The organism is Streptomyces vilmorinianum, from assembly GCF_005517195.1.
GTDB classification, from domain to species: Bacteria; Actinomycetota; Actinomycetes; order Streptomycetales; family Streptomycetaceae; genus Streptomyces; species Streptomyces vilmorinianum.
In genome coordinates this window covers 3,658,229-3,680,856 of the sequence record NZ_CP040244.1, presented here as the reverse complement: position 1 = coordinate 3,680,856, position 22,628 = coordinate 3,658,229, and the positions used below count along the sequence as shown (strand labels likewise).

Annotated in this window: 19 protein-coding genes; 10 read left to right on the top strand and 9 right to left on the bottom strand. The window is 72.8% G+C overall.

What is annotated here, in order from left to right; genetic code table 11:
* Nucleotides 1-100 precede the first annotated feature (100 nt).
* The 5 genes from FDM97_RS17375 to FDM97_RS17355 all read left to right on the top strand — a co-directional run bounded on the left by FDM97_RS17375 (nt 101) and on the right by FDM97_RS17355 (nt 3,895).
* Nucleotides 101-484: a VOC family protein gene (locus tag FDM97_RS17375; RefSeq protein ID WP_137991324.1), complete on the top strand. Its 384-nt coding sequence runs from the start codon at nt 101-103 to the stop codon at nt 482-484.
* Nucleotides 485-792: 308 nt separating this feature from the next.
* Entirely contained in the window at nt 793-1,161 is a 369-nt protein-coding gene (locus FDM97_RS17370) for an SPW repeat domain-containing protein (RefSeq protein WP_254705629.1), read from the top strand.
* Nucleotides 1,162-1,383: 222 nt separating this feature from the next.
* On the top strand, nt 1,384-1,737 hold the full coding sequence (locus tag FDM97_RS17365) for a DUF805 domain-containing protein (RefSeq protein ID WP_137991322.1): 354 nt from the start codon (nt 1,384-1,386) through the stop codon (nt 1,735-1,737).
* A gap of 188 nt (nt 1,738-1,925) precedes the next feature.
* Nucleotides 1,926-3,218 carry an ATP-binding protein gene (locus FDM97_RS17360; RefSeq protein WP_137994866.1) on the top strand — a complete coding sequence of 431 codons (1,293 nt, stop codon included), beginning with the start codon at nt 1,926-1,928 and terminating at the stop codon, nt 3,216-3,218.
* 125 nt (nt 3,219-3,343) lie between these two features.
* Nucleotides 3,344-3,895 (top strand): YdeI/OmpD-associated family protein, encoded by a 552-nt coding sequence (locus tag FDM97_RS17355; RefSeq protein ID WP_137994865.1) that lies wholly within the window; start codon nt 3,344-3,346, stop codon nt 3,893-3,895.
* Between the two features lie 16 nt (nt 3,896-3,911).
* Here the strand turns inward: FDM97_RS17355 and FDM97_RS17350 are convergent, their stop codons facing one another.
* Entirely contained in the window at nt 3,912-4,409 is a 498-nt protein-coding gene (locus tag FDM97_RS17350) for a GNAT family N-acetyltransferase (RefSeq protein ID WP_254705628.1), read from the bottom strand.
* 145 nt (nt 4,410-4,554) lie between these two features.
* Here FDM97_RS17350 and FDM97_RS17345 point away from each other — a divergent pair, with 145 nt between their 5' ends.
* Nucleotides 4,555-5,220 carry an NADPH-dependent F420 reductase gene (locus FDM97_RS17345; protein ID WP_137991320.1) on the top strand — a complete coding sequence of 222 codons (666 nt, stop codon included), beginning with the start codon at nt 4,555-4,557 and terminating at the stop codon, nt 5,218-5,220.
* Here FDM97_RS17345 and FDM97_RS17340 read toward each other — a convergent pair.
* Both FDM97_RS17340 and FDM97_RS17335 read right to left on the bottom strand, forming a co-directional pair.
* Nucleotides 5,217-6,410, bottom strand: coding sequence for a threonine synthase (locus FDM97_RS17340; RefSeq protein ID WP_137991319.1), 1,194 nt, complete (start codon nt 6,408-6,410; stop codon nt 5,217-5,219). The two genes, FDM97_RS17345 and FDM97_RS17340, sit on opposite strands and share 4 nt — an antisense overlap.
* A 35-nt stretch (nt 6,411-6,445) precedes the next feature.
* A complete protein-coding gene (locus tag FDM97_RS17335; protein ID WP_137991318.1) occupies nt 6,446-7,963 on the bottom strand; it encodes a hypothetical protein in 1,518 nt (505 codons plus the stop codon).
* Between the two features lie 198 nt (nt 7,964-8,161).
* On the opposite strand from FDM97_RS17335, the gene FDM97_RS17330 reads away from it, so the two are divergent.
* Nucleotides 8,162-9,649 (top strand): PP2C family protein-serine/threonine phosphatase, encoded by a 1,488-nt coding sequence (locus tag FDM97_RS17330; RefSeq protein WP_137991317.1) that lies wholly within the window; start codon nt 8,162-8,164, stop codon nt 9,647-9,649.
* A 184-nt stretch (nt 9,650-9,833) separates the two neighbouring features.
* Here the strand turns inward: FDM97_RS17330 and FDM97_RS17325 are convergent, their stop codons facing one another.
* A complete protein-coding gene (locus FDM97_RS17325) occupies nt 9,834-11,327 on the bottom strand; it encodes a DNA-binding protein NsdB (protein WP_137991316.1) in 1,494 nt (497 codons plus the stop codon).
* A 234-nt stretch (nt 11,328-11,561) separates the two neighbouring features.
* Between FDM97_RS17325 and FDM97_RS17320 the strand changes: the two genes are divergently transcribed.
* The 3 genes from FDM97_RS17320 to FDM97_RS17310 all read left to right on the top strand — a co-directional run bounded on the left by FDM97_RS17320 (nt 11,562) and on the right by FDM97_RS17310 (nt 17,310).
* Complete coding sequence (locus FDM97_RS17320; protein ID WP_137991315.1) at nt 11,562-12,686, top strand: aminoglycoside phosphotransferase family protein; 1,125 nt, start codon at nt 11,562-11,564, stop codon at nt 12,684-12,686.
* 349 nt (nt 12,687-13,035) lie between these two features.
* Nucleotides 13,036-14,961, top strand: coding sequence for an N-acetylmuramoyl-L-alanine amidase (locus FDM97_RS17315; RefSeq protein WP_137991314.1), 1,926 nt, complete (start codon nt 13,036-13,038; stop codon nt 14,959-14,961).
* Between the two features lie 159 nt (nt 14,962-15,120).
* On the top strand, nt 15,121-17,310 hold the full coding sequence (locus FDM97_RS17310; protein ID WP_137991313.1) for a terpene synthase family protein: 2,190 nt from the start codon (nt 15,121-15,123) through the stop codon (nt 17,308-17,310).
* A gap of 24 nt (nt 17,311-17,334) precedes the next feature.
* On the opposite strand, the gene FDM97_RS17305 is transcribed toward FDM97_RS17310, so the two are convergent.
* The 5 genes from FDM97_RS17305 to FDM97_RS17285 all read right to left on the bottom strand — a co-directional run bounded on the left by FDM97_RS17305 (nt 17,335) and on the right by FDM97_RS17285 (nt 22,570).
* Nucleotides 17,335-17,703, bottom strand: a complete 369-nt coding sequence (locus FDM97_RS17305; protein ID WP_137991312.1) for an RNA-binding S4 domain-containing protein — start codon at nt 17,701-17,703, stop codon at nt 17,335-17,337.
* Nucleotides 17,704-17,721: 18 nt separating this feature from the next.
* Nucleotides 17,722-18,222: a hypothetical protein gene (locus FDM97_RS17300; protein ID WP_137991311.1), complete on the bottom strand. Its 501-nt coding sequence runs from the start codon at nt 18,220-18,222 to the stop codon at nt 17,722-17,724.
* Nucleotides 18,223-18,427: 205 nt separating this feature from the next.
* Entirely contained in the window at nt 18,428-21,760 is a 3,333-nt protein-coding gene (locus FDM97_RS17295) for an ATP-binding protein (protein WP_254705627.1), read from the bottom strand.
* Between the two features lie 108 nt (nt 21,761-21,868).
* Nucleotides 21,869-22,279, bottom strand: coding sequence for an ACT domain-containing protein (locus tag FDM97_RS17290; RefSeq protein WP_137991310.1), 411 nt, complete (start codon nt 22,277-22,279; stop codon nt 21,869-21,871).
* Nucleotides 22,280-22,327: 48 nt separating this feature from the next.
* The gene (locus FDM97_RS17285) at nt 22,328-22,570 is read right to left on the bottom strand and encodes a DUF397 domain-containing protein (RefSeq protein ID WP_137991309.1); all 243 of its coding nucleotides are present in this window, start codon (nt 22,568-22,570) and stop codon (nt 22,328-22,330) included.
* Between the last annotated feature and the right edge of the window lie 58 nt (nt 22,571-22,628).

The window sequence follows — 22,628 nt, the reverse complement described above, 5'->3', positions numbered from 1 at the left end:
AGGATGCCGCGCACAACGCACGACGCAGGTCGTGCACCACCGACGGTGGCACCCACCGTCGGTTCCGGAAGACACCGTTCACACCAGGGAAAGGACCCCTGTGACCGCCGAGCTCAACCACACCGTCGTCCACGCCACCGACAAGCGACGCTCCGCCGAGTTCATCGCCTCGATCCTCGGTCTGGAGGTCGGCAGGCCTCTCGGCCCCTTCGTTCCCGTGACCACCGGCAACCGGGCGACCCTCGACTTCTACGAGAACCCGGGCGAGCCGATCGCCTCGCAGCATTACGCCTTCCTCGTGCCGGAGGAGGAGTTCGACACCATGATCGCGCGGCTGGAGGCGGCCGGGGTGACGTACTACGCGGACCCGCAGCACACGGATCCGGGACGGACCAACGATCTCTTCGGTGGCCGAGGCGCCTACTTCGACGACCTCGACGGCCACAACATGGAGATCCTGACCCGGCCTTACACCTCCGAGTGACGCCGAGCGCCCCTCCCGTATACGCATGCGTGGGACCGCGTGACTTTTCACCGGACATTCACGGAACGGCCACCTCTTTGGCAGTTCCGCCCATTCCCGGCAGCCGTTTTCTGTGCGGATCCCTTATCGGACAGATCTACACATAAAGGCCAGATAAGCGCACAATGAAACCGCGGCACCACGCCGCAAGCGCGATCAGACGTGCAAGACGCCAGAAGGAGGCGAGTCGTATGTCTGACGTCTCTCACCGTCCTGGTGATATCAGGGGACACCCCGACGCGACGGAAATGCGGGAACGCTACTCGCGGATGCTGCAGACCCGCGGTGTCGCGGCGGTCGAGGAGCTGGTGATCCTCGCCGGTATCTACGCCGCGGTTTCCGGATATGTGGTCCACTTCTCGGCCGCTCTTCCGGAACTCGCCATCAGCAACCTGGTCACCGGCATCGCCCTCGCGGTCCTCGGTCTGTGTATGTCCATGGCCCCCGAGCGGTCCCAGGACCTGAACTTCGTCGTCCTCGCGCTCGGCGCGTGGTTGATCATCGCTCCCTGGGTGGTCGCCATCGCCGACGCCGGCACGGGACCGATCCTGAGCAACGTCATCACCGGTGCGTGCGTCTGCCTCTTCGCTCTCACGGCGGGCGGCCTGCTCATGAGCAAGTCGAGGAGAACCGGATGAAGTTCTGATCCTCTCGCCGAACGGCGTCGCGTCCTCTGCATCAGGATGCGACGCCGTTGGCGCGCTCGCGCCCGTCCGCGTACGCAAATCCAGACACTTCGGCCATCAACGTCCCTCTTCAGGTAACGAATTGACCAGCGGCGTTTCGGCCACATAAGTTCTGCGTAAGCTTGCTCCACAGGGACAGGCTCCCGCTCACATCCCAGTCCTTGGGGGGACGAAGTGAACTGGTACCTCGACGTTCTCAAGAAGTACGCGGTATTCAACGGCCGTGCGCGCCGTAAGGAATTCTGGATGTTCACGCTGTTCAGCGTGATCGTCAGCATCGTACTGTCGATCATCGACAGCGCGCTCGGCATTCAGCTGCTGAGCCTGATCTACACGCTCGCGGTGCTGATCCCGACCCTCGCGGTCTCCGTCCGCCGGCTGCACGACACGGGCCGCTCCGGCTGGTGGATCCTCATCGGTCTGATCCCGCTGGTCGGTGCCATCATCCTCATCGTGTTCTACGCGACCGAGGGCAACCAGACCGACAACGCGCACGGCCCGAACCCGAAGCTCGCGCCCGCGTACTGAGCTGCGTAGTCCCGACAGCCCCCGGAAGGTTCTTCCGGGGGCTTCGCGCATTCCGGGCACCATCTGACCAGTGACGGTTCGTAGCATTGCCCCGGCCTCCTTGTGCACAGTGGCGCACGACCCGCGTCCCGCCCCGTGCCTAGCCTCGTCGCAACGGTTCGAACATGCACGAACGAGGGGCGGTACCGGTGAACTGGCTCATCCATGACTACCGCGAGAGCGATCTCGCCGCGGTCGTCCATCTGATCGACACCACGGCCGAGCTCGGGCAGGAGTCCGTCTTCTCCCTGGCCGAGTGCATCAGCGCCCTGACCTCACGTCAGCCGGCCGTCGTCGCCGTCCACCAGGGCATCCCCATCGGAGCGGCGCTCGCCTGCGTCGCCGGGGAGCGGGCGTGGGTCATGCGGATCGCGATCTCCTCGGCGTGGCGCGGCCGCGGCCTTGCCAGCGCCCTCCTGGTCGAGCTGGAGCGGCGGCTGGTCGCCGCGAGGGTGGGGCGGATCGCGTACGTCCTGCCCGAGGAGGACCTGCTCGGCGAGGGTCTCCTCAACGCCGGCTACACCCGCCAGCCCGCCGTCGCCTACTTCGAGAAGGTCGAGCCGCTGCACGGGCCCGCGGCCAACCTCCTCGAGGACCTCGGCGGCCGGCTGCTTCCGGGCGATCTGTGGGCGAAGGTCGCGGGCATGGAGCGCGAGAAGGACCTGATCGAGCGGCGTGTCGTCCTTCCGCTCGCCGAGCCGGAGCGCGCGGCGCGGCACGGTGTGCGGCCGCCGCGCGCGGTGGGTCTGTTCGGCCCGCCGGGCACCGGCAAGACGACGTTCGCCCGCGGGATCGCCTCACGGCTCGGCTGGCCGTTCGTGGAGATCCTGCCCTCCCGGCTGGCCGACGAGGGCAATCTGGCGGCGGCGCTGCGCTCCGCGTTCGCGCGGATCGCCGAGCTGGAGCGGGTCCTGGTCTTCATCGACGAGGTCGAGGAGATCGCCCCGGTTCGCTCCGAGCCCGCGCAGCCCGGCGGCATGCACGGGGTGACCAACGAACTGCTCAAGCTGATACCCGGCTTCCGGGAGCGCGACGAGCGGCTCCTCGTCTGTGCGACGAATTCGATCCGCTCCCTCGACCCGGCCTTCCTGCGCCCCGGCCGCTTCGACTACCTCATCCCGATCGGTACGCCGGACAAGGCGGCCCGGGCCGCGATCTGGTCGCGCTACACCGACGGCCGGGTGGACGTGGACGTGGACGAACTGGTCGCGGCGAGCGATCTGTTCACGCCGGCGGACATCGAGCACGCGGCGCGGATCGCGGCGCAGAACTCCTTCGAGCGCGATCTCGTCTCCGTCGGCGGCCGGGCCGGCGCCGACGAGCGGCTCCCGGGAGCGAGCACGGCGGACTACCTGGAGGCGATCGGCCAGTGCCGCCCGACGGTGACCCCGGAGATGATCACTCAGTTCGAGTCCGACATCACCACGCACGCCCGCTTCTGACGGCGTGCGCCCCACGCGGCCGCTTTCGCACCGCTGTCCCTATCGTGTTCCCCAGCGACGCCGACGGCATCGCACGGACCGGACGGAGGGGCAGTCCCGTGGAGACGTACGAGGGGCTCGCGGTCATGACGGCGACGGACACCGAGGAACTGGAGTCCTGGCTGGAGGCGCACCACGCGGACGCGCCCGGGGTCTGGCTGAAGGTCGCCAAGAAGGGCTCCGGTGTCCCGTCGCTGACGAATCCGGAGATCCTGGACTGCATGCTGTGCTTCGGCTGGATCGACGGGCAGCGCCGGGCCGGTGACGGGGAGCACTACCTCCAGAAGTACACCCCGCGCCGGCCGCGCAGCCTCTGGTCGCAGGTGAACGTCCGCAAGGTCGAGGCGCTCACCGCCGCCGGGCGGATGCGGGAGCCGGGGCTCGCCGAGGTGCGGGCGGCGCAGGCCGACGGCCGGTGGGCGGCCGCGTACCCGTCCCAGGCGGAGGCGACCGTACCGGACGACCTCGCGGCGGCCCTGGCGGCGGACGAGCGGGCACGGGCCTTCTACGAGGGGCTCGGGAAGACCGATCAGTACCTGGTGATCCTGCGGCTGTGGCAGGCGCGCACGCCGAAGAACCGGGCGGAGCGGCTCGAGCGGATGATCGGGAAGCTGGCGGCCGGCGAGAAGGTCCGCTGAGGGGGCGCGACGAGACTCAGGCGCCGCTCTTGCGGTAGAGCACCTGGTGGGCGTCGAACTCCACGAAGGACGCGACGTGGACCATGCCGACGGCCTCCAGGAGGCGGCGCGAGCGGTCGTTCGCCTCCTGGGTCACCGCGATCACGCTCGGCGTGGTCTCCAGCGCCTTGCCGATTGCGGCGGCGACGGCCTCGCGCGCGTAGCCCCGTCCCCAGTGCTCGGGCAGGAACTGGTACGAGACCTCCGTCTCACCGTCCCGCGCGTCGGGCTCCACCGTCACCAGGCCGAGCAGCACGCCGTCGGACGCGCGCACCACCGCGTGGACGCCGGGCGCCCCGACGATCCGCCGCTGCCGGATCCGTACGATCTGCTCGGCCACCGGTCCGCCCAGGTGGAACCGGACCTGAGGGTCGGTCCACAATCGCGTGACCTCGGGTACGTCGCCGGTCCGCACGGGCCGCAGCAGGAGCCGCTCGGTGGTGAGGGCGTCGGCCGTGGCGGAAGAGGTGTGCATACGTACGATCATCTCAGCTCGGACCGGTCCGCGGGCGAAGGGCTTAGGGCGCCGTGCCTAGGGCGTCGTCCCTAGGTCTCCGCGCCGGACGGGCCGGACCATGGTCCGATGTGGCACCGGCGCGGGCGGGCCTAGCGTCGTCCCCATGCGAATCGGAATTCTGGGTACGGGACATGTGGCACGGGCGCTGGCGGCGGGCTGGTCCCGCGCGGGCCACGACATCGTCCTCGGGTCGCGGCGCCCCGAGGACACGGAGCTGCTCACGGAGCTGAAGGAACTGCTCGACGCGGGGGTACGGGTCGAGGACCCGGCCGGGGCCACCGCGCACGCCGAGGTGCTGGTCAACGCGACGCCCGGCACCGCGTCGGTGGGGCTGCTCACCTCGATCGGGGCGCCGGCCCTGGCCGGGAAGATGCTGCTCGACGTGGCCGTGGGCTTCCTGGAGGAGGGCAGTCCTCCCCCGCTGTCGCACCTCGTGGTCAGCCTCGGCGAGGAGATCCAGCAGGCGTTCCCGCAGACGCCGGTGGTCAAGACGCTGTGCACGATCGACTCGACCGTGATGATCGCCCCGGAGTCGCTGGCGGGACCCAGCACGGTCTTCCTCTCCGGGGACGACGCCGAGGCCAAGCGGACGGTGAGCGGGCTGCTGGCCGATCTGGGCTGGCCGCGGGAGTCGCTGCTCGATCTCGGGGGCATCGCCACCGCGCGCGGGCAGGAGCACTACGCACTGCTCTTCGTCGGGATCGCCGGGGCGATCGGCTCGTACGGTTTCGGCATCCGGGTGGTGCCGCCCGCGGCGTCGGCGTCCTAGCGGACGAGCCGGGCCTTGATCGCGGGCCAGTCCGGGTCCATCGGGGCGAAGGCGGCGGTCGCGGTCGTGCTGTCCTTGTAGCCGCTGGACGTGGCGACGCAGACCACCGGGCCGTCCGCCTCCGGCGCGCCGTGGGCGCGCAGACCGGCGAGCCCGGCGGCCGCGGAGAGCTCCTGCCACAGGCCTTGAGCCGCCAACTCCGCCTGGGCGCCCGCCATCTGCTCGTCCGTCACGGTGAGCGCGGCGCCCCGGCTCTCGCGGAGGGCGACGACGCCGCGGTGGCCGGTGATCTCGCAGTCGATGGCATACGCGGCGGTCGGGCCGACCGGGACCCGGGCGGTGGGGCGCCCGGTGCGCACGGCCTCGGCGAGGGCGCCGGCGGCGGCCGGCTCGCAGGAGTACATGCGGGGGACGGTTCGGGTCAGGCCGAGCCGGGCGAGCTCCTGGAACCCCTTGGTGACGCCGAAGAGCAACTCGCCGTAGCCCGTGGGGAGATAGACGGCGGCGGGGGCGCGCCGCCCGAGGTCGAGGAAGATCTCGTACGCGATGGTCTTGTAGCCCTCCGGACCGAAGGGGTGCCCCGTGTGGGCGGTGTCGGTCACGCTGCTGACGCTCTGGAATCCGAGCTCGTCGACGATCCGGAGCATCAGGGTGCGTACGGATGCGAGGGGGACGGTCAGGACGGTCGCGCCGTACGCGCGCAGATGGGAGGCGACGGCGGGCGGGGCGAACGGGGAGGTGAACACCGCGCACGGCAGCCCGGCACGGGCGGCGTACGCGGCGGCGGCAGCGGCGTGGTTGCCGGAGGAGGACACGACGATGCCCTGCGCGCCGGACGCCTTGGCGGCGCTGACCGCGACACGGTTGAGGCGGTCCTTGTGGCTCCATGTGGGGTTGCGGGACTCGTCCTTGACGTACACGCCGTCGGGGAGGGCGACGAGCGGCGTGTTGCCCTCGCCGAGTCCGGGCGCGGCGAGCGGCGGCAGGAGCGGGGCCCAGCGTTCGAGGCCGTGGGCGGCGGGGCGCTCGAAGAGCCCGGCGGGGACCCGGTCGTACGCGTAGTCGATGTCCAGCGGGTACGCGACCTCGTCGGTGGAGGTCACGGGGCAGCCGGCGGTGAGCGGCGGCCAGAGGGGGTGGCGGACCTCGGGGTCGGCGAGGGAGCGCTGGGCGGTGGCGAGCGATGACACGTGCGGGTGCCTTTCGGGTGTCGGGTGCGGGCGGTTCAGGGCATCCGGCGCCGCAGTGCGGCGAGGGCCCCGGCCTTGCGGCCCGGGACGCGCTCGCGCAGCGCGACGAGGGCGGTGCCCAGCTCGCGGGCGCGGGCGGGGTCCTCGATCTGCTCCCACTGGTGGTGGGCCCGGTCCACGGCGCCTTCCACGTCGGGGTCGTGGGGGCCCTGGCGCAGGCCGAGCCGGGCCTGGGCGGCGCCGATCCACAACTCACAGCTGCGGGCGGGCTCCCCCGCCAGCCGCGCGAGGTCGGCCCGCACCTCCATCCAGTGCACGGCCTCCTGCGACCGCGCCCCGTACCGCCGCAACGCGTCCTGCTCCCACGCCACGGCCACGGCCACGGCCTCCCCGTGCCGCCCGGCCTGCGCGGCGGCGAGGATCGCGGGGTGGGGATCGTGATGCTGCCCGGGCACGTGCACGTTCCCGGCCGGGACAGGTGACCGGCCGGCACCGGCCGGCTGCCGGCGAACGGCCTCGGGCGGGCGCGCAGGTGCCCCGACGGAGACGCGCGGATGTGCGTCCACCACCTCCCCGGCGAAAGCCACACCGGCCCCGCCCGGTACAGGCGCCTCGGCGGTCGGCGGCCCGTGAACGGCCTCCGGAACGCGAGCAGATGCCCCCACCGGAACGCCCGGAGAAGCCACACCAGCCCCGCCCGCCGCGGGCACCTCAGACGTCGGCGGCCCGTGAACGTGAACTGCCCCTGGGGCGGGCGCAGGTGCTCCGGCCGGGACATGACGACGCCCGCTCCCCACCTCCCAGGGAGGGGACTCTGCCGGAGCAGTCGCGGTTCCGGCCTGGGGGCCCTGCGTCGCGGACGGAATCCAACCGGCCGCGGGCGGCGGGGGGTTGTCCGGCAGGACGGACCCGGGGGTCAGCAGCAGCGCGTCGGGTGGGCCCGCCTGGGTCGCCGCCTCCGCGTGGAGGTGGGGCAGTGGCGGGCGGGCGCCCGTGCGCCAGACCGTGGCGAAGTGGCGGAGGTACTCCGGCGTCGCGGGCTCGCCGCGGCGCGGGGCCGGGGCGATCCGGCCGTACAGGAGCGGGCCGGGGCCCAGCGACAGGAGCCCCGGCGCGGACCCCAGGCGCTGCCACAGCTCCGCGTCCGCGACCAGGTCCGCCACCACCGTCGTCGTCCCCGCCCGCCGTACGGCGAGTTCGGCCGCCAGCCAGTGCCAGGGCAGCCCCGTGTACCGCAGCGTCGTCGCCGTGCTGCGGGCCAGCGCGAGGTGCGGCAGGTGCTGGCGGCGGTCCAGCTGCACCTGACCCGCGAGATAGACCGCCAGCGGCCCCGGCGCCGCCGCGGCGGCCCGAAGGCGCGTCAGGACGGTCTGGGGGTCCAGCGGGTCGGCCAGTTCGACGACCGTCGCCATCGGCGTGCCGGTCAGCGCGCTCGGCGGCACCGCCGCCAGCGCGGGCAGGACCGACGCCGCGTCCACCGCCCGGCCCCGCCCCGCCGGGGCCGCCGCGAGCAGCACTGCCGTACCCACCGTGTGCACCTCGTCGTTCACCACACCAGCACCGTAACCTTCCCACCGTCCCTTTCCGTTACCACCCCGATGGCCGATAATCGGCGGGCCTTTGGCATATGCCAGAAGCACCACCGTATCGAGTGTTGCCAAATCCCTTACGGGCTGTCTCCGCCTGTGCAACAGTCGTATCCGGGCCTCGTTCCACTGCTCGCCCGCGTCGCGCCTGTATCGGAGTACGACATGCCGTCCCCTCTCTTCGCGGACCGTCCCGCCCAGCCGCCCGAGCCTCACACCGTGGACGCGCTGATCTCGCAGACGCGCCGCCTGCGCGGAGACGTGGACGCCGTGCGCCGGGACGCCGCCGTGGACGAGGACGACCCGAAGAACCGCTGGCAGCGAGCCCTGTGCGACCTCGCCGTGCATCAACTCGACGACCTGGGCGCCCACTTGGGCCAGCTGAAGGCCGGTCTCCCGGACGAGCTCCCGGCCGCCCCCGAGGCGGAACCGTGGACCGATCCGGCCGTCGAGCTCGATGCCGAGATCTCCTCGGACCCGGGCGCCGCCTACGGCGGCCCGGCCCCCGCCCGCACCGGTTCCCTGCTGAGCCGCGTCGGCAGCGCCGAGTGGAATCTGCTCACCGACGAGGTCAGCTGGTCCGAGGAGCTGTACCAGATCTTCGGCCGGACCCCGGAGAGCGGCCCGATGTCGCTGGACGAGCTCCCGTCGGTGGTCTTCGCCGAGGACCAGCCCGTGCTCCAGGCGATGGTGACGGACTGTCTGATCGACGGAAAGCCGATCGACGGCGAGTTCCGTGTCGTCCGCACCGACGGCCGGGTCCGCACGCTGCACATGATGGGCGAGCCCGTCCTCGACTCCGACGGCTGCACTGCCTCCATGTGGGCCGTCTTACGAGACGTCAGCGAGCTGCGCCGCAGTGAGCGCGCGGTCCGCGAGTCCCGTGACAGCCTCCAGCGCCGGCGCCACATCGAGCGCACCGAGCGCCGCGTCGCCGTCGAACTCCAGGAGGCCGTGCTGCCTCCCTGGCGTGGTTCCCTGCGCTTCGCGCACGGCGGCCCGGGCGCGCCGCTCGACGTGGCGGGCCACTACCTGCCGGCCGCGTCGACCGGCCTGATCGGCGGCGACTGGTACGACGCGCTCGCGCTCCCCGACGGGGACGCGCTCCTGACGGTCGGTGACCTCACCGGACACGGTGTCTCCGCCACCTCCTCGATGGCCATGCTCCTCGGCGCGCTGCGCGGCATGGCCGTGGCCGGAATCCGCCCCGGAGCGCTGATGGGCCATCTCAACCAGCTGCTCGAGACCTCGGTGCAGCCGGCGCTGGGCAGCGCGATGTGCTGCCGTTACGACCCGACGAGCCAGAAGCTCTCCTGGGCGCAGGCAGGACACCCCGCCCCGCTGCTCTTCCGCGACGGGACGGGGCGTGCCCTGGCTCGGCCGGACGGCGTGCTCCTCGGAGCGACGACCGGGGCCACGTACGAGGAGGCCGAGGTACGGCTGCTCCCCGGGGATCTGCTGATGCTGCACACGGACGGGCTGACCCGCCGCGGCGGTATGGACGACGGGGGTACGCAGCGTCTGCTCGCGCTTGCGCCGCGGCTGGCCGGGGCGCGGGACGCTCAGGACTGCGTACGGTCGGTGGTGGAGGAGTTCGGTGAGGCACCGCGCGAGGACGACGCCTGCGTGATGGTGGTCCGGGTCGGTCGGTAGACCGGCCGAAACGGGCCACGCCACCAAGCAGGCCAAGCTGGCCGAGCAGGGCATCCGAAGGGCATACCGGCACGGCCGGTGTGCCCTTTCTCGTCCGTACGGTGTGGGTGGGGTGGGGTGGATGTGAGGTGCGTGCGAGAAGGCGGGGCGTGCGGGTGCCCGGTCGCCTCGGCTCGGCGTCGCCTCAGATGTCGCCGATGCGCGGCCGCTTCGCGGCGGGCTTGGGCAGGGCGAGCGCGATCTCCTCGCGCAGGTCCTCGATCTTGGCGTAGCCGGCGTACTGGCCGGTCAGCCGGTACATCTCGCGCAGCCGGTCCCAGGTGCGGTGCGAGGAAGTGTCCCCCATGGAGACCAGGGCGAGCCGGGCGTAGCGGTCGGCCTGTTCGGGGTCGTCGGCGATGAAGCAGGCCGAGGCGAGGGAGATGTAGTCGAAGAGCTTGGAGCGGTTGTGTCCGCTGCGGCGCAGCTCGATCGCCAGCTTGGCGTGGCGCTGTGCGGGGACGGCCGCGGTCGGGTCGTGCTCCGCGAGCGTACGGAAGGCGAGCGCCTGCATGCCGTGCATGTCGGCCTCGTCGAAGTTCTGCATCCAGCTCGGCGCGGGGACGTCCGAGCGGTCGGAGACGAACAGGTCCTCGGCCTCGCCGAGGGTGCGGCGCATGGCCTGGCCCTTGCCCATGGAGGCCTGTGCCCAGGCCTCGATGGTGTGCAGCATGGCCTGGGTACGCGGCAGCACCTCCTCGCCCGACCCGGACTTGGCGAGCTTCATCAGGTCGAGGGCGTCGTCGGGCCGGCCGAGGTGGACCATCTGACGGGCCGCGCGGGACAGTGCCTCGCCGGCGCGCGGCCGGTCGCCACCCTCCCGGGCCGCGTGCGCGGCGATGACGAAGTACTTCTGGGCGGTGGGTTCGAGGCCCACGTCGTGGGACATCCAGCCGGCCAGGACCGCCAGGTTGGCGGCGACGCCCCACAGGCGCCGCTGGAGGTGATCGGGGTGGTGGTAGGCGAGCATGCCGCCCACCTCGTTCAGCTGGCCCACGACCGCCTTGCGCTGGAGTCCGCCGCCACGGGAGGCGTCCCAGGCGCGGAACACCTCCACCGAGCGCTCCAGTGCCTCGATCTCCTCCGACCCGATGGGGGCGGCCTCGTAGCGGTCGAACCCAGCGGGGTCGGCGTGGAGGGGATCGTTGGCGCGCGGAGCCGTGGCGGCGTGTGCGGGGTCGGTGTGGAGCCAGTCGTGCATGGCGCTGCTGAGGGCGGAGCCGGCGGCGAGCACGGCGCCCGCGCCCACCAGGCCGCGTCGGTTGAGCATGAGGTCCATTCCCGTGAATTCGGTGAGGACCGCCGCCGTACGCTCGGGCGCCCAGGGCAGCCCGTCAGGGTTGTCGTTGTTCCTGACGTTCTGCCGTTTCCCGGCGCGCCCGTGTCGTACGAACCCGAGGTCCTCGATGGTCACGACACGGCCGAGACGCTCGGTGAACAGTGCTGCCAGCACCCGGGGTACGGGGTCGCGCGGGGTCTCCCCCATGTCGATCCATCGCCTCACCCGTGAGGTGTCGGTCGCCAGCTGGGGGTGGCCCATGGCCGCCGCCTGCCGGTTCACGAGTCTCGCGAGTTCTCCCTTGGACCAGCCGGCCAGGCCGAAGAGGTCTGCCAGGCGGGTGTTGGTTGTTCCTGTCACGTCTAAGCCCCCAGGTTCTCGGCTGAGTTGACAGTAACCCCCTGTCATAGGGCTGGCGACTATTCGCCAGGGTTCGCCAGGGTGCGCTCAATGTTCCGCCACCCGCGCCCGGGTGTCAGGTAGGAAAGCGCCACCCCGCCCCGGCAACCGGCCCTCATTCCCCAGGGTGCGGACCGGAGGCCGGGCGGGGCGACGCACGCAACTCGTCGGCACACGAAGGGATCTGTCTCCTCCATGTACACAGCATCGTCCTCCGTGTCCGCCCCGCCCCGGCCGCAGCACCGTTCCGTACCGGCCGGCAGCGGACCGTATCTCGCCCCCGTCGTCCCGGCGGGCCGGGCGAGGCGATGGGCGGGCAGTGCCGCTCAGCCGCTCAGCGGCAGAATCGACCTGTCGGGCCCCCAGGGCGCCCAGTTGAGGATGGCGATCGCGTCCGTCCACCGGATCTGCCCGGAGTTCAACCCGGTCCAGGTGCTGCGGCGCAGCGGTCGTTCCGTACTCATCGTCGGAACGACCGGACGGACCACGGCCGTCGCGAAGTGTTTACTGGACCACTCCCCCGCGTGGGTCGAGCGGTTCCAGCACGAAATAGCTGCCTATCGCTCCTTCGTCCGGCACCGTCCCCCGGTGCGCGCGCCGCGGCTGATCGCCGCGGACCCGGACAACTGCACGCTGGTGATCGAGCGGATGCCGGGACGGGCGGCGGCGCTGACGCGCCACCCCGTGGAGGCTCCGCCCCGCACGGATCTGCGGGCGGCGCTCGGGGCGATCGCACGCCTCAACGCCTGGCGTCCCCCGGCCGGGACGTTCGACGCTCCGCTGGACTACGCGTCGCGGATCTCGCGCTATCACGAGCTGGGTCTGTTCACCGACCGTGACCGGGACGATCTGCAGAAGCTGCTGCACGGTCTGGCGCACGCGGGCGGACGCCAGGGCATGGGTCAGTTCTGTCACGGTGACGCCCTGCTCTCCAACATCCTGCTCTCCCCCACGGGCCCGGTCCTGGTGGACTGGGAGCACGCGGGCTGGTATCTGCCGGGCTACGACCTGGCGACGATGTGGGCGGTGCTCGGTGACGCGCCGCTGGCCCGGCGCCAGATCAGTCAGCTCGCCCAGCAGGCGGGGCCCGCGTCCCGGGACGCCTTCCTGGTGAACCTGATGATCGTGCTGACGCGGGAGATCCGTACGTACGAGACGGCGGTGCAGCGCACCATCAAGGAGGCACCGCCCGCCGGCTCGGTCCCCGTTCCCTCGGGCGCCGTCTCGCCCGGCGAGGAACAGCGGCGGCTGCTGCGGCGGCTGCACGACGACTGCGCCATGGCACGGCGGGCCGTGCGCGCCGCGGTCGGGACGCGGTAGCCCGGCAGGATCCGAGAGACAGGCCCCTGGTCCGCGCCGACCGGTTCAGCAGGGGCGAGACGCCGTGTGCCCGGTGCCGACACACCGGGCACACGGCGTCCGTGTTTCCTCGCACAGTGTCTGTCCATTGGTCCACTCCACTGACGCGCCGCAGGCCCGCGCGCCGTCGCCGCGAAACTCCGCGACACAGCCTCTGACATGGGAAGTTCCGTGTGTCGGGGGGTGATTGACGGATCGTCCGGGAGCCGATACCCCTGTACGGGTCCGGCCCCGCACGCCCCCTCGTCACCCCCTGTTCCCGGAGGCTGCCTTGCACCGTTCCCCGTCGCACGGACGGATCCCCCGAGCGGTGGGCGCCGTGGCGTCCGCCGCTCTGCTGTTCCCGCTCCTCTCGGCCGCTCCGCCCGCCACGGCCGGGCCGGTGGAGTCCGGCTCGCTCCAGCGGCAGTTCGCCGCGGCCGCCGAGCGCCAGGGTGTTCCGCAGAGCGTGCTGCTCGCGGTGGCGTACCTCCAGTCGCGGTGGGACGCCCACGGCGGGGCGCCGAGCGTCAGCGGGGGTTACGGCCCGATGCATCTCACGGACGCGGTGACCGCGCTGGCCGAGGCCCCGCACCACTCGCACGGCGAGGAGGACGCGCGGGGCGACGACGCGCGCGCGCCTCGCCACGGGGCGGACGAGGGCGGGTCGGGGCTGCCGACGGCGGCCGAGCTCCCGGAGCGTCTCAAGACGCTGGAGCGGGCTGCCGCGCTGACCGGGATTCCCGCCGAGGAGCTGCGGACCAGCACCGCGGCGAACATCGAGGGCGGGGCCGCGCTGCTCGCCGCCGCCCAGCGCGCGTCGGGCCGGCCGCTCAGCGCCGACCCGGCCGACTGGTACGGGGCGGTGGCGCGCTGGTCGGGTGCCGACGACACGGCGACCGCGACGACGTACGCGAACGACGTGTACGACGTGATCCGTTCCGGTGAGTCCCGTACGACCGACAGCGGGCAGGTGGTCACGCTGGCGCCCGTCGCGGACATCGCGCCCGCGACGGCGCAGGTGGCGTCGCTCGGGCTGCGCACGGCGGACGCGGGGCGGACCGAGTGCCCGAGGACGGTGGCCTGCGAGTGGATCCCCGCCCCGTACGAGGAGTTCGGGGACGGTGACTACGGCAACCACGACAAGGGGAACCGGCCGGCCTCCCAGTCGATCGAGTACATCATCGTCCACGACACCGAGGCGACCTGGGACGTCACCCTGAAGCTGGTGCAGGACCCGACGTATGTGTCCTGGCAGTATTCGCTGCGTTCCTCCGACGGGCACATCGCGCAGCATCTGCCGCTCAAGGACGTCGGCTGGCACGCGGGCAACTGGTTCGTGAACGCCAAGTCGGTGGGTCTGGAGCACGAGGGCTTCCTGACGGCGCCGGACTCCTGGTACACGGAGGCGATGTACCGGACCTCGGCGCGCCTGGTCCGTCATCTCGCCCAGCGGTACGACATCCCGCTCGACCGGCAGCACATCCTCGGCCACGACAACGTGCCGGGCACGGTCGCCTCGACGATCCGCGGGATGCACACCGACCCGGGGCCGTACTGGGACTGGGCGCACTACTTCCAGCTGCTCGGCCGGCCGTTCACCCCCAGCGCGGGCCCGAACGCGGGTGTGGTGACGATCCGCCCGGACTACGACACGCACCAGCCGCTGTACACGGGCTGCGTGAAGGCGGGAGAGGCGTGCGCCCCGCACGGCAGCGGCGCGGTCCGGCTGCACACGGCGCCGGACGCGCAGGCTCCGCTGGTGAAGGACATCGGTCTGCGGCCGGGCGGCCAGGACTCGACGACCGGGGTCAACGACACCGGGGCGCGGGCCTCGACCGGTCAGCAGTACGCGGTGGCGGAGCGGCGGGGTGACTGGACGGCGATCTGGTACCTGGGCCAGAAGGCCTGGTTCCACAACCCGAAGGAGCGGCCGACGGCGGTGAACGCGCGGGGCCTGGTGCTGACTCCGAAGGAGGGCGCGTCGGAGATCCCGGTGTACGGGCGCGCCTATCCGGAGGCCTCGGCGTATCCGGCGGGTGTCCCGGTCCAGTCCGTCTCGCCGCTGCCGTACAAGCTGCTCGCGGGACAGTCGTACGTGGTGGGCGACCGCACCCCGGGCGAGTACTACTTCGCGCCGGTGTTCGATACCAGCGGACACCGGGTCGTCAGGGGCCAGGAAGAGTACTACGAGATCCAGTTCGGCCATCGGGTCGCCTTTGTGAAGGCCTCTGACGTGCGGGTTTCCCAGGCCTGAGCGAGTCGTCGGACCGATCGCGAGGGGTGGCGCCGGGCCGTGGACCCGACGCCACGCCTTGGCGTTCATATGACTAATTCGGGGTTCGCGTGGGCCGTACGGGCGAGGGGTAAGGCTCGGCCGGACAGTTGCCCACGCTCACCGGAAGGCCCCGCACGCATGCCTCAGCCCTTCGTTCTGCCGGATTTCTATGTCCCGTATCCGGCGCGACTCAACCCCCATGTGGAGGCCGCCCGCACGCACACCCGGGAGTGGGCGCGGGCGATGGGGATGCTGGAGGGCTCCGGTATCTGGGAGTCGCACGACCTCGAGTCCCACGACTACGCGCTGCTGTGCGCCTACACCCACCCGGACTGTGACGCGGAGGCGCTGTCCCTGGTCACCGACTGGTACGTCTGGGTCTTCTTCTTCGACGACCACTTCCTCGAGGTCTTCAAGCGCACCCAGGACCGGACCGCCGGCAAGGCCTATCTGGACCGGCTGCCGCTGTTCATGCCGCTGGACCCCACGGCCGCCGTGCCCGAGCCCACCAACCCGGTGGAGGCCGGACTCGCGGACCTGTGGCAGCGCACCGTGCCGTCCATGTCCGCCGCGTGGCGGGAACGGTTCGCCGAGGCCACCGAGGCGCTGCTGTACGAGTCCCTGTGGGAGCTCGACAACATCAACGAGGGGCGCATCGCCAACCCCGTCGAGTACATCGAGATGCGCCGCAAGGTGGGCGGCGCCCCCTGGTCCGCAGGGCTCGTCGAGTACGCGGCGGGCGCCGAGGTCCCGGAGGCGGTGGCGCAGTCCCGGCCGCTGCACGTGCTGCGCGACACGTTCTCCGACGCCGTGCATCTGCGCAACGACCTCTTCTCCTACCAGCGGGAGGTCGAGGACGAGGGGGAGAACAGCAACGGCGTCCTCGTCCTGGAGAAGTTCCTCGGGTGCACCACGCAGGAGGCGGCCGAGGCCGTCAACGACCTGCTCACCTCCCGGCTGCAGCAGTTCGAGAACACGGCCCTGACCGAGGTCCCCGGTCTCTGCCTGGAGAAGGGGCTGAGCCCCGAGGAGTGCGCGGCCGTGGCGGCGTACGCGAAGGGGCTGCAGGACTGGCAGTCCGGCGGGCACGAGTGGCACATGCGCTCCAGCCGCTACATGAACGAGGGCCTGGACACCGGGCCTTCGCGTCTCGACGGGGTGCTCGGCACCTCGGCCCTGGACATCAGGACCCTCTTCGGCCGGCCGGCCGCCTCGCGGCTGCGGAGCCTCACGCATGTGCCGCACCAGCAGGTGGGGCCCTCGCTGCTGCCCGGCATCGACCTTCCGTACCCGCTCACGCTGAGCCCGCACCACGCGGAGGCGAAGCGGCTCTCCGTCGACTGGGCGGAGCGGATGGGGCTCCTCGACGACATCTGGGACCGGCCGATGTGCGAGGGCTTCGACCTGGCGCTCTGCTCGGCGGGGCTCGACCCGGACGCGACCCTGGAGGAGCTGGAGCTCAGCGCCGAGTGGCTGACCTGGGGGACGTACGGGGACGACTACTATCCGCTCGTCTTCGGCAAGCCCCGCGACCTGCTCGGCGCCAAGGAGAGCACCGAGCGGTTCAAGTCCTGCATGCCGGTGGACGATCCGGCGGCGGGAGCCGCGCTCGCGTTCAGCCCCATGGAGCGCTCGCTCGCCGACCTGTGGGCGCGGACCGCCGGGCCGATGGGACCTGACGCCCGGGCGCAGCTGCGCGCCGCCATGGACACGATGCTGGACAGCTGGATGTGGGAGCTGCACAACCAGGCCCAGCACCGGGTGCCCGATCCGGTCGACTACATCGAGATGCGGCGCAAGACGTTCGGCTCCGACCTGACGATGCAGCTGTGCCGGCTGCGGCACGCCGGCGGGCTGCCTTCGGAGATCTTCCGTTCGGGCACGGTCAGGAGCCTGGAGAACTCGGCCGCGGACTACGCGACGCTCCTCAACGACCTCTTCTCGTACCAGAAGGAGATCGAGGTCGAGGGCGAGGTCCACAACGGGGTCCTCGTGCTGCAGACGTTCTTCGACTGCGACTATCCGACCGCCGTGGCGATGGTCGACGATCTGATGCGTGGCCGGCTGCGCCAGTTCGAGCATGTGAAGCGGCACGAACTGCCCATGCTGTACGAGGACTTCGCGCTGAGCTCGGAGGGACGCGCGGCCTTCGAGGCGTACGTACGGGAGTTGGAGGACTGGCTCGCCGGAATCCTCAACTGGCACCGCAGCGTGCGTCGTTACCGTGCCGAGGACGTCCACTCCGGCAGCGGTACGGCGCTGCTGCGGCGGGGGCCGACCGGTATCGGCACCTCGGCGGCACGGCTGGCCGCGCTGTTCACTCCGTAACGCGCGGGCGGGGCGCGGCCGCTCTCAGGAGGAGGTCCGGCCGCGCAGCTCGTCCAGTTCGCGGCGCTCGCGCTTGGTCGGCCGTCCGGCGCCGCGCTCGCGGACGCCGGCCAGGGCCACGTGCTCGCGCGGGGGCGGCGGCGGGCTGTTGTCGACGTACGCCTCGGCGGCGACCGGCGGACCGACCCGCTTGGTGAGGAGCTGCTTGACCTCCACGATCCGCTCCCGGCCGCCGTGGAAGATCCGTACCTCGTCGCCCGGCTTCACCGGCTGGGCGGGCTTGGCGCGCTCACCGTTGACCTTGACGTGACCGGCCCGGCAGGCCGCGGCGGCCTGGGAGCGGGTCTTGGTGAGGCGGACCGCCCAGATCCAGCTGTCGACGCGTGCGCTCATCGGCCCCCGCCCCTCCCGTCAGCCCTGCTGGAACAGCTCGGCGGGCAGCGGCTTGAGGAGCGCGTACAGGTCGTCGGTGATGGGCCGGTCCCAACTGGCGATCGTCACCAGGACGTTGTCGCTGCGGTCGAACTGCACGCAGGAGATGCGGCTCTCGGAGAGCTTGAGGCGGCGCACGATCAGCAGGTTGTCGCCCTGCATCACCGGCATGTCCTCGGTGTCGAGGACCTCGACCGGCTCGTCGTTGTCGAGGGCCGCGAGGAGCTGCGCGACCTCGAAGGGGATCTGGCCGTCGGCGAGCTCCCGCGCCGGGGATCCCTCGGGAAGATTGCCGATGATCATCGCGGGGCCGCGGCCGCCGAACAGGTCGTAGCGCAGGAAGACGCCCTGGCAGCTTCCGTCGGGGGCGGGCAGCAGACCGGCGCCGAGGTTGCCGGGCCAGTCCCCCGGGTCCATGGCCAGGACATCGAAGTCCGGGCCCGCGGGTGTGGCGGCGCTGCGGCGGCGGAGGAAGGACATACGGCCATGGTACGTGCCCCGGCACGTGATGCGACGCGCCGGGGCGGGTCTCGTGGACGGGCGGGGGCGGGTCTCGTGGACGGTCCGGCGCGGGTCCCGTGGACGGTCCGGCGCGGGTCCCCTGCACGGGTGCGAGGCCGGGCCGCGACACGCGTGCCGAGCGGGTCCGACGAAGGAACCGCACGCCTGGTGGCCGGCCCCCGGGTCAGCCGGGCCGGCCGCTCTCGCGGGGCTCCCGGCCGGTGTTCCGCAGGGCCTGGGCGAGGCCCGCGCGGTCCGTGCCGAGCTTGCGGTAGACGGCGGACAGGAGCTGGGTCACGGCGGCCGAGTCCGCGCCGAGGGCCGCGGCCGCGTCCTCGCCACGGACGGTGAGCTCGGCGGCCGTGTGCTCACGCGCGGTGAGCGTGTCCGTGCCGGCCGGGTGCAGCGTGCGGGGCCTGAGGCCGGCGGCGGCGAGCTCGGCCCTGGCCTCCTCCCCCAGCCCGTCCGCTCCGCAGGTCTGCGCCGCCTCCAGGCCGCGGTAGAGGTAGTCGGCGGCCTCTGAGGTGCGGCCGGTGCGGCGCAGCGCGCCACCGAGGGCGACGAGGGAGCGCGCGAGCTCGTACGCGGCGGGCGAGCGTTCCAGCCAGTCGACTGACTCCTCCAGGAGCTTGACGCGCTCGTCGCCGTCGACGACCTCCGCGGTCACGCGCAGCGCCTGGCCGATCGCGGAGGGCGCACCGTACTGGCGGGCGCGGGCGACGGCCTCCCGCGCGGTCGAGCGGGCCCGCTCGGGGGTCTCCCGGGCCTCGGCGAGGGCGAGGTGGAGCTGCCACGGGCACCAGGCGGGGTTGCGCATGCCGCGCGGGTCGAGGCGGCGGCCGACCGCGGCCAGCTCGGCCGCGGCCTCGTCGGCGTACCCCCGGGCGAGGAGCAGTTCGGCGTGGACGGTCTGGGAGTCGGGGAAGGTGACGGCGGCGGGGAACGGTTCGCCGAAGTCGTGGGCGCGGGCGATCCGGTCGGCCTCCTCGACCCGGCCGCGGGCGAGCAGCACCTCGATCATGACGCCGGCCGCGTACCACTGGGCGGGGGTGCGGGGCCCGACGCGCTCGGAGAGCCGCAGTCCGGCGCGGACGAAGTCCTCGGCCTCGACGAGCCGGCCGCGCCGGTAGCGGATGTAGCCGAGGAGGGTGTAGGCGAAGGAGAGGTGCGCGCCGCGCCAGCCCTGGCGCTCGAACTCGGCGGTGCCCTCGGCGAAGAGCTCCTCGGCGCGGCCGGGCCGGTCGGCGTAGAGGTAGGTGAGGGCGACCAGGACGGGGACCTCGAAGCCGCGGCTCTCGTCGGCCCAGCTGAGGCCGCCCTTCAGGGCGCGTTCGGCGTGGGCGACGGCGACGCCGGAGGGTTCGGCGCGCAGGGTGGCGTCCCAGGCGCGCAGGCCGATGATGTAGCGCTCGGTGAGGTCGCGGCCGGTGAGCCGGTCGGCGAGCCGGGCGAGGCGGCGGGAGCGGGCGGGCGAGTCGGGTTCGTCGGCGCGGAAGGCGTCCCACATGAACTTCTCCGACTGCATCCGCAGCCGGGTGCGGGCGTCGGTGGTGAGCCGGGACTCGCGGCCGAGGAGTTCGGAGGCCTCGACGAGCCGGTCGCTGTGGGCGAGCACCTGGGAGAGCCGGTAGACGATGCCGTGGCGCAGCGCCGGGTCGGAGACGGGCTCCTCCAGGGCGGCGCGCAGATGGTTGACGGTGGTGGCGGGCTCGGTGAGCAGGGAGGCGCTGCCCAGCTCGAAGAGGACCGCGGCCCGTTCGTCCTCGGCGGGAGGTTCGCGCAGGGCGCGGGCGAGGAAGCGGCGGGCCGCGTCGGGGGCGCCGGCGCGCAGGGTCTCGCGGGCGGCGGCGCGCAGATGGCCGACGACCCAGGGGTCGCCCTCGGGGTGGGTCTCCAGAAGGTGCCGGGCGGCGGCGGTGGGGCCGTGTCCGGCGTCGATCACGCACCAGGCGGCCTGGCCGTGCAGGGCGACGCGGGTGGCGGCGGGGATGGCCTTGTAGACGGCGGTGGCGATCAGCGGGTGGACGAACTCGAGGGTCTCGGTGCCGGCGAGGATGCGCGCCTCGCGCAGCTTCTCGGCGCAGTCGGCGACCGCCTCGCCGCCGAGTCCGGCGACGGCGCCGGCGAGCTGCGGGGAGATCTCGGTGCCGAGGACGGCGCAGGCCCAGGCGAGGCGGACGGTGGAGGTGCCGAGCCGTTCGAGGGTGGCGACGAGTCCGCTGCCCTTGACGGCCGCGGCGAGGTCGCGGAGCTCGTGGGCGCCGTCGGCGGTGGGTTCGAGGCCGCGGTCGCGGACCTTGGCGGCGAGCTCGACGGCCTCGAAGGGGTTGCCGGAGGTGACGGCCCAGCACTCCTGGCAGAAGGTGTCGTCGGCGTGGGCGCCGACGCGGTCGCGGACGAGGTGGGCGATGGCTGAGGAGGTGAGGGGTTCGAGCCCGAGGGGCCGCTGTCCCGATCGTCGTCCGGTGAACTCCTCGCCGGTCTCGGGGAGTTCGTCGGGGCGGTAGGCGACGACGAGGAGCATGGGCAGTTCCTCGGCGCGGGGCGCGAAGGCGGCCAGCCAGCCGAGGGACTCGGGGTCGGCCCAGTGGGCGTCGTCGAGAACGACGACGAGCGGTGCGCGCCGGACGGCCAGGTGGGTCAGGACCCAGTCGAGCCCGTCGCGCAGTCCCTGCGGGTCGGGCGGGGCGCCGTCGGCCGCGACGCACAGGCCGAGGGCGGGGCCGACGATGTCGTACCAACTGCCGAGCTGGGTGCGGAGTTCGGTGTCGGAGGCGGTGGCGAGCCGGGGCTGCAGCAGCTGCCGGGCGACGTGGAACGCCACCTGCTGCTCCTGGTCCCCGCCCCGCGCGGACAGGACGGTACACCCCTTGGCGGCGGCCCGCCGGCGGATCTCGGCGAGCAGCGTGGTCTTCCCGAGCCCGGCGGGCGCGGCGTAGGCGAGCACGCCGCCGCGGGTGGCGCGGGGCACGCGGCGCGCAGCCGCGTGCGGCCGCCGCCCGGACGGGCCGTCGGCGCTCCCGCGCCCGGGGAGGCCGATGTCGGCGAGCGCCACGGGCGAGGCCTGCGACTCCGGGTGCTCACCGGCGCCACCCGTGCTCGCCACGCCGGACGCCCCGGCGTCCGGGACAGCCTCCGGCACGCGGCGCCCTGCCGCCGCGCCGTCCGGGCGCGCCGGGCGAGGACCCGTCTCCGGCCCGGCCGGCCCGGCCGCGTCGGCGGGCGAAGGCGCACCGCCCCGCTCGGGGGCTCGTCCCTCGCGTGAGGGGCCGAGGCGCTCGGCCATCCCTCGGAGCAGGCGCAGGGGGTGCCCCTCCGGCGTGGCGCGCGTGGCGCCCTCGCGCGGCAGCGGGACCCGCTCGCCACGCTCGCCCGATCCGTCCGGCTCCGCCTGCCACGGGCCCTCGTCGCCGAGGCCGGTCAGTTGGTTCAACGCCTCTTCCGCGGCCGCGAGTTCGGCCTCGCGCTCGAAGAGGGCGAAGCCCCGGCGGCCGGCCCTGCCGCTGTGTACTGCCACGTTCCACCCCCACGCCGGGGGCGCACACCCGGCGCGCGGTTCCGTGCGGCCGGGCCGATCGGCCCCGCGAAGACCCCAGCGTACGCCCGTATGCGCCCCCTGTGAGGGTCAGACGGAAGACCGGGACACTCGTTCCGCGAGTCCGTTCAGGACGGCCAAGGCCTCGTCCGCGCGGGCGTGTTCGACGAAGAGGTGGTCGTGGTGGAATCCGGCCACGACATTGCAGCTCAGCCCGGCCTCGGCGAGCTCGCGGGCGACGGCCGCGGTGAGTCCGACGGCATCGAGGGCGGAGTGGACCCGCAGGGTGATCCAGCCGGCGACGTAGTCGTACGCCAGGGAGGCCGCGTCGGCCTCCTCCTGGCGTACGACCAGGGTGAGCCCCTCGCTCTCGGCGACGGTGGCGACCGGGGCGAGCCCCGCCGGAGCGGGGCCGTCCACGGTGGCGAAGACATAGCGGCCGGGGTGGAGTTCCGGCCGCATCCCGGCGACGAGCCGGGTCAGATCACGCTCTGCACTCATGATCACCACCCTAGGACGGGTGGGACCGGCGCCTGCGCTGACAGGCCGTCAGGTCAGGTCGAACTCACCCTCGCGCGCGTTGACGACGAACGCCCGCCACTCGGCGGGGGTGAAGATCAGGGACGGCGCTTCGGGCCGTCCTTCGTTGCGCATCGCGATGAAGCCCTCGACGAAGGCGATCTGGACGTCTCCCGCGCCCTGGCTGCTCGACCGCCAGTCGGCCTCGCTGAGGTCGAGTTCCGGCTTGTCCCAGCCCGCGAAGGCGTGCTGGGTGGTGGTGCTCTCCGCCACGTCCGTGCTCCTCCCATACCGCCGACATCGTCGTGCGGGCTCAGCGTAGCGAGCGGCA

Coding starts and splice junctions, on each gene's coding strand:
- FDM97_RS17370 (WP_254705629.1), top strand. CDS start 793: ATGCTGCAGACCCGCGGTGTCGCGGCGGTCGAGGAGCTGGTGATCCTC.
- FDM97_RS17355 (WP_137994865.1), top strand. CDS start 3,344: ATGACGGCGACGGACACCGAGGAACTGGAGTCCTGGCTGGAGGCGCAC.
- FDM97_RS17350 (WP_254705628.1), bottom strand. CDS start 4,409: ATGCACACCTCTTCCGCCACGGCCGACGCCCTCACCACCGAGCGGCTC.
- FDM97_RS17345 (WP_137991320.1), top strand. CDS start 4,555: ATGCGAATCGGAATTCTGGGTACGGGACATGTGGCACGGGCGCTGGCG.
- FDM97_RS17330 (WP_137991317.1), top strand. CDS start 8,162: ATGCCGTCCCCTCTCTTCGCGGACCGTCCCGCCCAGCCGCCCGAGCCT.
- FDM97_RS17320 (WP_137991315.1), top strand. CDS start 11,562: ATGTACACAGCATCGTCCTCCGTGTCCGCCCCGCCCCGGCCGCAGCAC.
- FDM97_RS17310 (WP_137991313.1), top strand. CDS start 15,121: ATGCCTCAGCCCTTCGTTCTGCCGGATTTCTATGTCCCGTATCCGGCG.
- FDM97_RS17305 (WP_137991312.1), bottom strand. CDS start 17,703: ATGAGCGCACGCGTCGACAGCTGGATCTGGGCGGTCCGCCTCACCAAG.
- FDM97_RS17300 (WP_137991311.1), bottom strand. CDS start 18,222: ATGTCCTTCCTCCGCCGCCGCAGCGCCGCCACACCCGCGGGCCCGGAC.
- FDM97_RS17290 (WP_137991310.1), bottom strand. CDS start 22,279: ATGAGTGCAGAGCGTGATCTGACCCGGCTCGTCGCCGGGATGCGGCCG.